Raw genomic sequence first — 12,990 nt, forward strand, 5'->3', positions numbered from 1 at the left:
TCAATCCTCCTTACGCGAACTTGTCATAGTAGATCTTATCCACTGGTATACCGTTCTTCGTCATAACCTCAATTGATGCATTGATCATTCCTGGGCTACCGCACAGATAACCTTCTTTTTCGACATCCTTTCTTATAACAGTTTTAAGATACTTATCAAGAACCTGTGTGATCAGCCCAACTTCACCTTCCCATTTGTCCTCTGGAAGTGGGTTAGACAAAGCCGGTATAAAGTGAAAAACTTTCCATTTCTGTTCAAGTTCTCTGAAAAATTCAACGTAAAAGAGATCTCTCAACGAACGAGCGCCGAAGAAATACCATATCTCCCTGTCGTTGATACCTTTTTCGTACATATCCAGCAAAATCGATCTTATCGGAGCCATACCACTACCACCGGCAACGCAGATCATCATTGCCTTCGTGTCTCTGACGTAAAACTCACCAAATGGTCCAATAAATTCCACCGTTTCTCCCTCTTTCATATAATTGTGAACGTAGGTTGTCGCCACACCACCGGGAACGAGTCTTATCAAAAGTTGGATTTTGTTCTTCAAACTTGGAGGGGAAGAAATTGAATAAGCTCTTTCTACTGATTCCTTTATGTTTCCATAAGGAGGAATTTTCAGCTGGATGTATTGTCCCGCCTTAAATTCTATTTCGGTTGGTTCTATCAATTTGAGAGTCAATTCCTTTATGTCGTAGGTGACGTTGATAATTTTTTCCACAATAGCCTTAAATTTTTTGACAAAAAGTAACTCTTCTGGTATCTCAATTTCCAAGTTTTTTCTTACTTTGACTTGGCAAGATAGTCTTATGTTTCTTGCAATTTCTTCTTTTGTCATATAAGGTATTTCTGTTGGAAGATGAGGTCCTATGTCTGTCAAAACCTTTACTTTGCAAACTCCACAGCTTCCCCTTCCTCCGCAGGCAGACGGTAGGAAAATACCAGCCGAGCTAAGTGTGAACAACAGTGGCGCACCACCTTTGACGCTTATGGTCTTTTTTCCGTTTATCGTTATCTTGACTTCGCCATAGTTGTTCACTATTGAATCTATCAGGACTATTAAACCTGCCAAGGCAGCGCTTATCAAACTAACTGCTATCGGGGCAACCAAAATTTGCACAATTTTTCACCTCACCTTATCACTGAACTTTAATCATTCCGGCAAAACCCATGAAAGCCATCGCCATAATGCCGATGGTTATGAAAGTTAGCGCCGAACCTTTTAAACCTGCAGGAACTGGATTGTTGTCAATTCTCTTTCTTATTGCAGCAAGCAAAACTATCGCCAACCACCAGCCCACCCCCCCACCAAAACCATAAACTGCAGCTTGGATCAAATTGTAGTTTCTAAGTTGCATGAACAAAGTGACGCCAAGAATTGCGCAGTTAACTGTTATCAAAGGCAGAAAAATTCCAAGGTTCATGTACAACGCCGGTGAGAGCCGATCAATCAGCATTTCAAGCACTTGAACAACTGCCGCGATTACTATTATGAAAACGATATATCTTAAATATTCAATACCAAGCGGAACAATGATATAGTGATAAACAAACCAATTTATCGTCGTTGTTATCGTCATTACAAAAGTGACGGCTAAACCAAGTCCACTTGCCGATTTCAAATCCTTTGAAATTGAAATGTAAGAACACATTCCAAGGAAATTGGTAAGAACAATGTTGCTGGTAAAAACCGAGGCGAAAAATAGCGTAATTGGATCAATATTCATTTTTTCTCACCCACCTTCAAAATCAATGATTTGAAGAACCAGATCATTATCCCAAGAAGGAAGAACGCACTTGGAGCCATGACCATTATCGTCCATGGTGTAAAATTAACCGGCATGATTCGAACATTGAAAACTGTTCCAAAACCGAGCAGTTCTCTGATAAAAGCTATAAGCATCAAAACCCACATATAACCAAATCCAGCCGTCAACCCGTCCCAAAGTGAGAGAATAGGACTGTTCGATAGTCCGAAAGCCTCCGTCCTTCCCATGATGATGCAGTTTGTGATGATAAGACCAACATACGGTCCCAACGCTTTGCTCACATCCGGTAAATATGCCTTCAAAATGATGTCGATAACTATCACATAAGAAGCGATTATCAACGTTTCAATCATCATTCTTGCCTTTCTTGGAAGAAAGTTTCTAAGTAGCGAAACTGTTAGGTTGGAAAGCCCAGTAACAAAAGTCACTCCAACTGCCATTATCAGCGTGTTCAAAAGTTTGTTTGTAACGGCAAGGGTTGAACATATACCAAGAATCTGAACTAGTATTTGGTTTTCATACAGGATATTCTTCTTTGCTATCTTACTGAACTCGCTCATCTTCTTTCACCCCCGACGACTTTTTTGAAGGTCAAGATCGCTTCGTTCACAATTTTTTCCACAGCTTTCGAAGTAGAAGTTGCACCGGTTATGGCATCAAATCTGCCACTATCGGGATCGTAATCTCCACTTCCACCTATTCTTAAAACAAAACCACCATCTGGGATTTTCTTACCTTTGAACTGGTCTTTGAACCACTTTTCTTCGATCCTTCCACCAAGTCCAGGGGTTTCACTGTGGGATATGAAGTCGATCCCAACAACTTTTTCGATATTTGAATCAAAAGCGATGACACCTTGAATTGTGCCCCACAATCCACTGCCTGTGAAAATGAAAGCCAAATATTCTTCGCCATTCACCGTTGCTTTGTAAACAACGACATCTCTAATTTTTTGTGTGGAAACTTTTTCGTTGAAAATTTTAAATGCTTCTTGATCGCTTTTGTACTCAAACCCAAAGGCGTTCAAAATAGCTCTAATTTTGAACAATTCTTCGTTTCGTTTAATCCGAGCGGTCGTGGCAAAGTTGATTATCGAAAGGATCAAAACGAAGGCAAAAGTCGACACAAAGGTGAAAATTACGGTAAAAAGTTTAGATTCCTTGTTCATTTTTTCACCTTCTTTATTCTCAATTCATCCAAAAGGGAAGCGAAAATGTTACCCATCAAAACACCAAAGCTTGTTCCTTCTGAAAACAAAGAGAAATTTCTTATTATCACCGTAACACAGCCGATTATCATTCCATAAAACCATTGGGAAATAGTTTTCTTGGGGGCTGAAACTGGATCGGTCGCCATAAAAACGGCAACAAACAAAAGACTCCCAGAGAGCATTGCAGGCAAAACAGGCATGCCTTTGCCAAAAGCGTTCAACAAAAGGTTCAAACCAAAGGCTGACCCTACCGTTGAAAGAATGATTCTCCAACTTGCCGTTTTGGTGACGATCAGATATACAGCGGCGGCAACTATCAAAAGAATAGGACTTTCACCAAGTGAACCTGATCTGACACCTACTATCAACTCAGAGAATTTCACCGTTTCTCCAGCTCTCAAAAGATCAAGTGGTGTTGCGGACGTTATAGCATCGGTTCTTGGTATGATCCAACCTGTTGTCATATAAACTGGAAAAGTTATGTAAACAAACAATCTTCCAACGATTGCTGGGTTGAAAACATTTCTCCCAAAACCTCCGTAGACTTCTTTGGCTATGAAAACTCCAAAGAAACTCGCAATCCCAGCAACCCAAAGCGGGGCGCTTGGAGGCATTGAGAGGGTTAAAAGTGAACAGGTGACAAGAACCGCTTCGGTGACGCTTTTTCCCTTTCTTTTTTCCATCACGTATTCAGTCAGAATGCCAACTGTGAAAATCACCAAGCTGTACCATAGCACACGCAGACCGTATAGAAAAAAAGCAAACACGTAAATCGGCACAAGCGAATAAAGAACTCTTCTCATCAGCGGTTGCTTCTGAAAAAGTGCCATCTTTATTCCCCCTGAACGTTGGCTTCTAGATAATTATACACAAACTTGCCGTTGAAATTACAAAATGATTCGTAGTTAAATTATATAGTTCGAAGAGATTCCAGAAAGGCGAATAGTAAAAAAATACTATTCAAAGTTGTACAAAAACTAATCTGTGATGTCTGCTGGAAAAATGATAGAGTCAAACTGCTGCGTCGTGGTAAGAACCAGTCAATCAGCTGCAAACCTCACACCGCCATTCGAAAAGTCTGTTGGTCTACCAGTGTTTCGTCTTAAGAGGAGGTGGTGATTTTCAAGGTAGAATTTCCAACTTACCTTGAGCAAGCTGTCCGAAAGATTACAAATCAGGAAAACATTTCCATCGACTGTATTGTTAAAGCTCTTGAGGGCATGTACAACAAGAACGAAGAAAACCTTGTCGAGAATTACTCAACGAACTACTCCAAAGAAAAAAAGATCGCATACCTTTGGTACTATTTTCCGTACAATCTTTTCAAAATTCACAGACCTTTGAGCGAGTTACACAGTGCAAATCTCTTACCAGAGAAAGTGAACGTCTTGGACATAGCCTGCGGTCCAGGGACACTTTCAGTTGGAATAGCTGAGTTTTACAAAAAGCTCGCTTTGAAAAACCCCAGCAAATCATACCTTTTGAGAATCTGTCTTGTTGACAAAGAAGAAGAGTTTTTATCCTACGCCAAAATTCTTCTTGATACTGTCAAAGACAGTGCGCCAAAGAATCTGAAAATCGTCTACTCAACTGTGACACAAACGATTCAGCCACAGACGAGATTCAGGGTCGAAGAACTCTTCGACATAATATGCGCTGGAAACTTCTTGAATTACTACGAACACGGCAAAAAATCCATGAGTTATCTTCCGTTTTTTGAAAACGTGTTGGAGATTCTCGACGAGAAGGGAAGTTTGATACTCATTGAGCAATCAAAAAAGGAATTATCCCGTCCATTGAAGGGGATTAGAGACATACTTGTTAAAAGCAGACGATGCAACCTGTTTTCCCCCTGTCTTGTTGATCCTTCAAATGGTAATGAAAAATGCTATGACTGCTATCAAGCCTTTGAAGTTGAGATCGAAAATTGCGGGCTTATCCAGGCACTTGTTGATTGCGGCGCAAATAAAAGAAAACATCACACACGTCATCCTTTCTCGTACGTTATACTCAGAAAGGATGGACAAAAGAGGTTCGACAAAGGCCAAAGAAGTTCGCGATCTGTTTTTGGTGTCGTCAAAGCAAAGAGCTGGGATCATAATTCTTTCGCCATTTGTGACGGTGAAAACGAAATCTGGGTAAGACTTCCCAACCATGATTTGATTCGACGTATTGACACAGGGGCAATAGTCTCTGTAAAGTCTGGAAGAATTTTGTGCAATCAAAAGGAAATCTCCGTGCAATGCGATTCCCAAATAGAAATCATCAGAGAATTCTGAAAGGAGGTTGTTCATCTTGATTCTGAGTGTCAGTCGAAGGACGGACATTCCTTCCTTTTACAGCGAATGGTTCATCAACAGGGTAAGAGAAGGTTTCGTTTATGTGAGAAATCCATTCAACGCAAAGCAAATAAGCAAAGTTAAAATAACTCCCGATGTAGTCGATGGAATAGTTTTTTGGTCGAAAGATCCAAAGCCTTTGATGAGATATCTTGACGAAATAGACAGCTATGGATACGTTTATTACTTTCATTTTACGATAACTGGTTATGGAAAGGAAATAGAACCAAACTTAAGGGATAAAGCTGAAATAATAGAAACCTTTATAGAGCTTTCTGAAAGACTTGGAAAACATCGCGTCATACTTCGCTACGATCCGATATTTTTAACCGAAAAGTACTCCGTGGATTTTCACATAGAAACCTTTGAGAAACTTGTTGAAAAACTTGGAAAGTATACCGAAAAAATCGTGATAAGCTTCCTTGATGATTACAGAAAGGTGTCCAGAAACATGAAAAACATCGAAGTGAAAGAGCTCACCGAGGATGATATATACCGACTTGCTGAAAAGTTTGGTAAAATAGCAAGCACTCGCAACCTTGCGGTTGAAACTTGTGCAGAAAAAATCGACCTAGACAATTTTGGAATAAAACACGGCAGATGCGTTGATGCAGAGCTTATAGAAAGAATATCCAAAGTAAAGTTGAAAATCCCAAGGCTCGACAAACAACGACCTGCTTGTCTATGTCATCAGTGCATAGACATAGGTGAGTACGACACTTGCCTGCACGGTTGTGTTTACTGCTATGCCAACGTGAACAAAGAAGCTGCTTTGAAAAATTACAAACTTCACGATCCAAATTCTCCCATCCTTTTTGGTGAATACGATGAAAAAGGCGTGAAAGAAAGAGATGTGAAAAGTCTGGCTATGAATCAAGATAGGCTGTTTTAAGATTTCGATTTTTGCCTTTATTTGGCGACAACTTCGTTGAAAAAGCTGATTAGAAAAGAAAAACGGCAAAATGTTAAATTTTTTCGCGCTGTATATTATATAATGGGCTGCAGTCCAAGAAGACCAACCAAAATTGGTTGGTCAGTTTTGTCGTGCTGTTACAAAATTTTTCCCCTCCGCTTTTTAATTATGTGTATATGTGTATAATAATATACGCTCTGTTTTAAACTACTTTGCGGAGGTGGAAGAAAGTGAAATTGTCTATCAGAATAATAGGTGTGATCATCGCTATTGTTCTTGCAGGTACGGCTACAGGTGTGCTTTTTTGGTTTTCAATAGTGGCCTTGAAAACATCAACCGTACAACTATCAGAACTAGCTTTCCAAGACAAAGTCACCGCAGCTATCAACATGTTTGTAGACCTTGTCGCAAGAACGTATGGAAAACTAAGAATCGAAAACAACAGACTGGTTGATGCAAACGGTGTGCCGCTGGATGGACGATTTGAGCTGGTGGATACCATTTCGAAAAACATGGACATCGTTGCAACTATTTTCAAAGCCGAGGGAGATGATTTCATAATAGTTGTGACTTCAATCAGAAAAGACGACGGTAGCAGAGCAGTAGGTACATTCCTTGGAAAAGACAGTGCAGCATACAACCCCGTTCGGAACAAACAAAGGTACATCGGAAGGGCAATGATACTTGGAAAAGAATACTTCACTGCTTACGATCCATATCTTGATGATAAAGGTAATGTTATAGGAATATTGTTTGTTGGTGTTCCGGCAGAAAAATTGAATGCTTTAGCAAAGGAGCAACAAAGCAAAGCTATGAAAAACATGTCCATAGCCCTTGCAATAATTGTTGCAGGTTCAATCATACTGGTCGTTGTTATTTTTGAAATAACAATGGCTAAAGCTGTGAAAAAGCTGTATCCAGTTATCAAATCTTTCAGCGAAGGCGATTTTACTGCAGCATATAATATCAAAACTATCTCAAAAGAGTTCACCGAGCTAAAAACGCATCTTGATGAATTGCGTTCTAAGCTTACACCTTTGTTCCAGCAACTTCAAGCGAGCGCAGAAAAAATGCTTTCAGCATCGCGTGATCTTTCTACGACTGCAGAAGAACTCAGTGCCACAAGTGAGGAGCTAGCAGCTCAGATGGACAATGTGAACAAGAACGCACAGAATGCATCTGCTTCGATTCAAGAAGTAACATCCGGTGTTCAAGAAGTTGCGGCAAGCGCGCAGAACGTATCCAAAGCAGCACAAAGTTTGACAGAGAAAGCAAGTTCAGTCAAGACAGCTGCAGACAGAGGAAACGAAGCAGTTAAAACAATAGTTCAGATGATCACACAGACGAAAGAAAGTGCTCAGAGAACAGAGAAGGTTGTGTTAGAACTTGCCGAGAGTGCGAAGAACATAGGTCAGATTGTAGAGACGATAAACAGCATAGCAGAGCAGACGAACTTGCTGGCATTGAATGCTGCGATAGAGGCGGCTAGGGCTGGTGAGGCGGGACGAGGCTTTGCGGTTGTGGCGGATGAGATAAGGAAGTTAGCTGAGGAGAGCAAGAATGCGACGCAGAAGATAAGTGAGATATTGAGTCAGATACAACAAAGTGCACAGAAGGCGAGTATGGAGACGGTGGAAGCAGTGAAGCAGGTGGAAAAGACAGCAGAGCAGTCTGTTGTGATAGAGAAAGAGCTTTCGAACATATTGAGTGAAGTTAGAGAGATAAGTGGGATGATAGAAAGCTTAGCTGCAAGTTCGCAGCAGATGAGTGCGGCGGCTGAGGAGATGAGTAGTGCGATGGATGCGGCTACAAGGTCGATAACGGACATAGCGCATCAGATAGACGAGATGTTGAATGCGGTTAAGCAGCAGGCTGAGGCAAGTCAGCAGGTGAGTGGATCAAGTGAAGAGCTTAGTGCAATAGCAGAATCTTTGGTGGAACAGGTGAAAAAATTTAAAATTTAACAGATGAATACTTTAAAACCTTCAACGGCGCCCAAAGGCGCCGTTTTTTATTTTCAAAAGCTAGGGTATAATGAAAACGAAAAAATCATCTTTTACTGAAAGGAGGGCAATTTCTTGAAAACCAAGTTTGTTGTGATAATGATCGTTTTGTTACTACTCATCGTTTATTTTGCAACAGGGATCTACCAAGTCGATCCCTCTGAGGTTGCCCTTGTGAAAACCTTTGGAAAACACGTTGCCACGGTTGGCCCAGGGATTCATTTAAGAGCCCCTTGGCCATTTCAATCTCATATGAAAGTGGATGTTCAAACTGTAAGAAAGATAGAAATAGGTTTTAGAACCATTAAACCTGGCCAATATGCGGCAAAGCCAAATGAAGCTTTGATGCTAACAGGAGACGGGAACATAGTGAGTGTCGAAGCAGTGGCGCAGTTCAAAGTCTCTGATCCGGCAAAATTTGTGTTCAAGGTGACCAATCCAAACGACCTTGTTAAGTTCACCGTGGAATCAGTCCTCAGGGATCGCGTTGCAAAACGAACCGTAGACGAAGTCTTGACAAGCGAAAGAGACAGAATAGCAACTGAAGTTGCTCAAATAGCTCAAGAGCTTCTGAACGCTTACGATTGCGGTGTGACGATACTCAACGTTCTTCTGCAAGAAGTTGTACCACCTCAACCTGTCATAGCTGCTTTTGACGATGTGAACAACGCAAAGCAAGACAAAGAAAGGTACATAAACGAAGCGATGAAATACGCAAACAGTTTGATTCCAGCAGTTGAAGGTGAAGCAAGAAGAATTCTTCTTGAAGCCGAAGCCTACACAGAACAAAGAATTCTCAAAGCCCAAGGCGAAGCAGAAAGGTTTGCAAGCATCTTGAGAGAATACAAATCTTCACCGGGGATCACAGAACAGCGTTTGAGAATTGAAACACTCGAAGAGGTTTTGCCAAAGGCGACAAGGATCATAGTTTTGGATATTTCCCAAAAAATCTTGTTCTTTAACCTTCAAGACTTGCTGGTAGGTGGTTCAAAATGATGAAAACCGCGATACTCATAATTTCATTGGTTATTCTTGCAGTTGTTGGAATGTTTCTTGCCTTTTCGTTCTTCATAGTCGATCAAGCTGAATATGCCATAGTACTGCGGTTCGGAGAGATTAGAAAAGTTATCGAGGAACCTGGTTTGTACATGAAAACGCCTTTTGTCGAGAATGTAGTTAGATTTTCGAAGAAATACTACATTTACGATATACCCGTTGAAAAAGTGATCACCCTTGACAAAAAGACTTTGTTGGTAGACAGCTACGCAGTCTGGAGAATCTCAGACCCAAGACGGTTCATGGAAAGGCTGAGAACGGTTTCCTTGGCTTTGCCGAGAATCGACGACGTGGTTTACTCTGGACTGAGAAATATCCTTGCAAAATATGAATTCGACGACATTGTAACCAGCGAAAGACTTTATCTGAAAGACATAACTGACTTTGCGAAAACTAATTTGGCAGACTTTGGTATTGAGGTCATCGATGTTCGAGTCAAACACACCGACTTGCCACAGGAAAACCAGCAAGCCGTCTTTGAAAGAATGAAATCGGAAAGACAAAGTATCGCTGCCATGATAAGAGCCGAAGGTCAAAGGGAAGCTCAAAGAATAAAAGCAGAGGCTGACAAAAGAGCCGCGATAATCCGTGCGGAGGCAATGAGTGAATCTGAAAAGATCAAGGGAATGGGTGAAGCAATGGCTGCAAAAATCTACGCCGAAGCGTTTGGAAAGGATGAATACTTCTACCGACTCTGGAGAACACTTGAAAGCTATAAAACCGTCATTCCTGGTAGTATCGTTATATTGGACAAAAACCTTTCAATACTCGAGCAGGTGAAGTGATTTGAAATACGAAATGGTTTATTTTGATCTTGACAACACGTTGCTTGATTTTTCAAGATCTGAAAAAGAAGCCCTTACAAGCATTTTTGAGGAAAAGGGTTTCGATTTGACCGATGAATTGATCAACCAATATGTCTTGATCAACAAAAAATGGTGGCAATACTACGCAAAGGGGCTTTATCCAAAGGACTATATCGTCGTCGCAAGGTTTGAAGAATTTTTGAATCTACTTGGTCGAACTGATTTAAACACAGTTGAAATTGCTGAAAACTACCTTGAAAAACTTTCAAACCTTGCGTACTTTTTGCCTGGAGCTGAAGAATTTCTTGAAAAACTCAAATCGAAAGGTCAAAGGATGGCAATCTTGACAAACGGTGTTCAGGCTGTGCAAGAGAAAAGGTGTAAACTCTTGAAATTGGAAAGATTTGTCGAATTTGTCTTGACTTCCGAGGCAGTTGGAAAACCCAAACCTGATCCAACAATTTTCCACGTTGCTTCCAAGATGAGTGGAGTTAGTTTGGAAAAATCTGTTTACGTCGGTGATGATCCAGTTATAGACTTTGAAGCATCCAAAAACGCCGATGTGGATTTCATACTGTTCGATCCCACCGGCGCTTGTTCTTTTTCCGGAAAGACGGTGAAAAATTACGACGAACTTTTAAGCCTTTTGTTGTGATTTGCTTTCCCGACTGAAAAAGCCATCGATGTGAAAGCGTTTGCGGCAAAGATTTGTTTGTGCTGCTTCACTGTGAGATTTTTCAAGCCAACGTAAGGTTTTGTTCTTGAGCTTGAAAAGATTTTTGAATCTTTCAAAAAGTGTACAAACAAACCAAACCACATACCATTGACCAAGTAATCTTGATACTTTCTTGAAAATTCCGCAAGTAGTTTTATGAAAGGAAGATTCTCCGCAATTTCTTCTTTTTCTGCTTCAACTGCAAGTTGTGTCACAAATCTTATTGCAAATTCGCTGATAAAGCCTATGATTATCGTATGAGAAAGCAAATTTCTATGACTACCTATTCCACCTAGTTTTATATCTGTATCCGGTATCCCACCTTCGAAATCAAATCCCCCACCTGTTATCACAGCGGATATTCCAAATACAACGTATCCTAAAAGCTTATCGAACCTTTCTTTTTCATCCATGCTCTTCCAATCCTTCCAAAATTGGTTAATCTTCTCAACGGCTTTGTTCTTTGCCCTTATCGGTGCTTCAATCAAAATCCCTTTGATACCTTTTGCCTGAAACGATTCTTTGAAATATTTTGCAAGTGCCTTCAACGCCTTATAACTTGCTGCAAGGAAAAACTTAAAAGCGTAATATTTGTGAATAAACGTCATTTTGAAAGCTTCCTTGAAAGCGTTTTCAGTTATAACCCAAAGCTTTTGATTTGAAATCCGGCTTGCCACCAGCTTGATCTCGTTCGTCACGGCTTCAATATTCACACCTCGGCCCCCTACAATTAATTTAGCAACAAAAGTGGTAAAATTCAACACAAGAAATACCATTTGGAGGTGATATCGTGAAAGCCGTGATACTAAAAGATTTTGGTGGGGTGGAAAATCTGCATTACGTTGAAGATTTTCCAACGCCACAGATACGTGAAGATGAGGTTCTTGTTAGAGTTAAGGCAGTTGCCTTGAACCACCTTGACATCTGGGTGAGAACGGGGGCTTTGGCTGTGAAACCAGAACTACCACACATACTTGGCTCTGATGTAAGTGGGATCGTCGAAAAAGTTGGTTCGTTGGTTTCAAATGTAAAGGAAAAAGATGAAGTCATAATAGCCCCAGGACTTTCCTGTGGAGTGTGCCATGAATGTCAAAGCGGTAGAGACAATCTTTGCAAAGATTACGATATTCTGGGAATGAAGAACAAAGGTGGTTATGCCGAGTTTGTCAAAGTTCCTGAAAGAAATGTGATCAAAAAACCATCTAATTTGAGCTTTGAAGAAGCCGCAAGCTATCCATTGACTTTTCTCACAGCGTGGAATGCCTTGGTGAGTAAGGGAAAAATAAGGCCACATCAAAAAGTATTGATATGGGCTGGTTCATCTGGAGTAGGAGTGGCGGCGATACAGCTTGCAAAACTATTGGGAGCTTTTGTCATCACAACAACTGGAAACGAAGAGAAAATGAGAAAATGCAAAGATCTTGGAGCAGATGTTGTGCTAAACCATTACACCGATGACATTCCAAGGAAGGTCCGAGAACTTTTCAAAGAAGGAATAGATTTAGTGGTCGACCATGTTGGAGCTCAAACGTTTTGGAAAAGCGTTGAATGCCTTAAAAAAGGTGGAAAGCTTGTCTTTTTTGGCACAACGACTGGAAGCCAAGCGCAGATAGACATAAGGTATCTTTTTGTTGGAGAAATAGAACTTCTTGGAGCGTACATGGGCAGTCGAGCCGACCTTTTCAAAATAACCCAGCTTATGGAGCGAGGTGTTTTAAAACCAATAGTTGACAAAATCTTTCCATTGCAACAAGCAAGAGAGGCACATCTATATTTGGAACAATCAAAACACTTTGGAAAAATAGTGTTGACAGTCTAAAAGTACCCTGCCTACTCAAACAAAAGGCAGCAATTACTTCGCAAAGCTAACTTGTCGTCGACCTATGATAATGCAAAAACTACTGGAGGTCGACGACAAACAGTTTTTATACACTACGACTGACAAAACTCGAGTTAGATATTTTTAACTCTGAATCGCAAGACCTCCTTCACCCCCCAGGTCGACGACAAATTAGTTATGCAAACATTCCAAAAGTTGACTTGACAAAAGCAAAAGTGATATAATTTGACTGGAATCCAAAAATGCTGGTATAATCACATATAGAGAAAACGGGTTTGAACCCTACCTATAAGGAATGGAAACGTATTCAACGTATTCATTTTTGATTGTGGTTGG

At 40.6% G+C, this 12,990-nt stretch carries 13 protein-coding genes and 1 CRISPR repeat array (1 of these 14 running past the window's edge); of the genes, 7 read left to right on the plus strand and 6 right to left on the minus strand.

Annotated features, from left to right (window positions below; translation table 11 throughout):
• Positions 1–10: 10 nt before the first annotated feature.
• From THETH_RS05775 to THETH_RS05795, 5 genes are read right to left on the minus strand one after another with little or no spacing between them, the layout of a single operon-like run.
• Positions 11–1,123 (minus strand): NADH:ubiquinone reductase (Na(+)-transporting) subunit F, encoded by a 1,113-nt coding sequence (locus tag THETH_RS05775; protein WP_013932431.1) that lies wholly within the window; start codon positions 1,121–1,123, stop codon positions 11–13.
• 19 nt (positions 1,124–1,142) lie between these two features.
• The gene (locus THETH_RS05780; RefSeq protein WP_013932432.1) at positions 1,143–1,730 is read right to left on the minus strand and encodes an electron transport complex protein RnfA; all 588 of its coding nucleotides are present in this window, start codon (positions 1,728–1,730) and stop codon (positions 1,143–1,145) included.
• Positions 1,727–2,332, minus strand: coding sequence for an Rnf-Nqr domain containing protein (locus tag THETH_RS05785; RefSeq protein ID WP_013932433.1), 606 nt, complete (start codon positions 2,330–2,332; stop codon positions 1,727–1,729). The genes THETH_RS05780 and THETH_RS05785 overlap by 4 nt, the downstream gene beginning before the upstream one ends.
• Positions 2,329–2,940: an FMN-binding protein gene (locus THETH_RS05790; protein WP_013932434.1), complete on the minus strand. Its 612-nt coding sequence runs from the start codon at positions 2,938–2,940 to the stop codon at positions 2,329–2,331. The genes THETH_RS05785 and THETH_RS05790 overlap by 4 nt, the downstream gene beginning before the upstream one ends.
• The gene (locus THETH_RS05795; protein WP_013932435.1) at positions 2,937–3,812 is read right to left on the minus strand and encodes an RnfABCDGE type electron transport complex subunit D; all 876 of its coding nucleotides are present in this window, start codon (positions 3,810–3,812) and stop codon (positions 2,937–2,939) included. The genes THETH_RS05790 and THETH_RS05795 overlap by 4 nt, the downstream gene beginning before the upstream one ends.
• Before the next feature lie 285 nt (positions 3,813–4,097).
• On the opposite strand from THETH_RS05795, the gene THETH_RS05800 reads away from it, so the two are divergent.
• The 6 genes from THETH_RS05800 (at position 4,098) to THETH_RS05825 (ending at position 10,754) form a co-directional block, all read left to right on the plus strand.
• The gene (locus THETH_RS05800; protein WP_013932436.1) at positions 4,098–5,261 is read left to right on the plus strand and encodes a class I SAM-dependent methyltransferase; all 1,164 of its coding nucleotides are present in this window, start codon (positions 4,098–4,100) and stop codon (positions 5,259–5,261) included.
• Positions 5,262–5,277: 16 nt separating this feature from the next.
• Complete coding sequence (locus THETH_RS05805; protein ID WP_013932437.1) at positions 5,278–6,213, plus strand: DUF1848 domain-containing protein; 936 nt, start codon at positions 5,278–5,280, stop codon at positions 6,211–6,213.
• Positions 6,214–6,464: 251 nt separating this feature from the next.
• Positions 6,465–8,198: a methyl-accepting chemotaxis protein gene (locus THETH_RS05810; RefSeq protein WP_013932438.1), complete on the plus strand. Its 1,734-nt coding sequence runs from the start codon at positions 6,465–6,467 to the stop codon at positions 8,196–8,198.
• Positions 8,199–8,312: 114 nt separating this feature from the next.
• Positions 8,313–9,233: an FtsH protease activity modulator HflK gene (hflK, locus tag THETH_RS05815; RefSeq protein ID WP_013932439.1), complete on the plus strand. Its 921-nt coding sequence runs from the start codon at positions 8,313–8,315 to the stop codon at positions 9,231–9,233.
• Positions 9,230–10,078: a protease modulator HflC gene (gene hflC / locus THETH_RS05820; RefSeq protein ID WP_013932440.1), complete on the plus strand. Its 849-nt coding sequence runs from the start codon at positions 9,230–9,232 to the stop codon at positions 10,076–10,078. The genes hflK and hflC overlap by 4 nt, the downstream gene beginning before the upstream one ends.
• A gap of 1 nt (position 10,079) precedes the next feature.
• Positions 10,080–10,754, plus strand: a complete 675-nt coding sequence (locus THETH_RS05825; RefSeq protein ID WP_013932441.1) for a YjjG family noncanonical pyrimidine nucleotidase — start codon at positions 10,080–10,082, stop codon at positions 10,752–10,754.
• Here the strand turns inward: THETH_RS05825 and THETH_RS05830 are convergent.
• Positions 10,724–11,527 carry a hypothetical protein gene (locus THETH_RS05830; protein ID WP_013932442.1) on the minus strand — a complete coding sequence of 268 codons (804 nt, stop codon included), beginning with the start codon at positions 11,525–11,527 and terminating at the stop codon, positions 10,724–10,726. The genes THETH_RS05825 and THETH_RS05830 overlap by 31 nt on opposite strands.
• Positions 11,528–11,604: 77 nt before the next feature.
• Here THETH_RS05830 and THETH_RS05835 point away from each other — a divergent pair, with 77 nt between their 5' ends.
• On the plus strand, positions 11,605–12,633 hold the full coding sequence (locus tag THETH_RS05835; protein WP_013932443.1) for a zinc-binding dehydrogenase: 1,029 nt from the start codon (positions 11,605–11,607) through the stop codon (positions 12,631–12,633).
• Between the two features lie 294 nt (positions 12,634–12,927).
• Positions 12,928–12,990: direct repeats of the CRISPR family, unit length 30 nt; unit sequence GTTTGAACCCTACCTATAAGGAATGGAAAC (it continues 1,789 nt past the right edge of the window).

The organism is Pseudothermotoga thermarum DSM 5069 (genome assembly GCF_000217815.1).
Lineage (GTDB): Bacteria > Thermotogota > Thermotogae > Thermotogales > DSM-5069 > Pseudothermotoga > Pseudothermotoga thermarum.

Coding starts and splice junctions, on each gene's coding strand:
- THETH_RS05795 (WP_013932435.1), bottom strand. CDS start 3,812: ATGGCACTTTTTCAGAAGCAACCGCTGATGAGAAGAGTTCTTTATTCG.
- THETH_RS05785 (WP_013932433.1), bottom strand. CDS start 2,332: ATGAGCGAGTTCAGTAAGATAGCAAAGAAGAATATCCTGTATGAAAAC.
- THETH_RS05790 (WP_013932434.1), bottom strand. CDS start 2,940: ATGAACAAGGAATCTAAACTTTTTACCGTAATTTTCACCTTTGTGTCG.
- THETH_RS05780 (WP_013932432.1), bottom strand. CDS start 1,730: ATGAATATTGATCCAATTACGCTATTTTTCGCCTCGGTTTTTACCAGC.
- hflC (WP_013932440.1), top strand. CDS start 9,230: ATGATGAAAACCGCGATACTCATAATTTCATTGGTTATTCTTGCAGTT.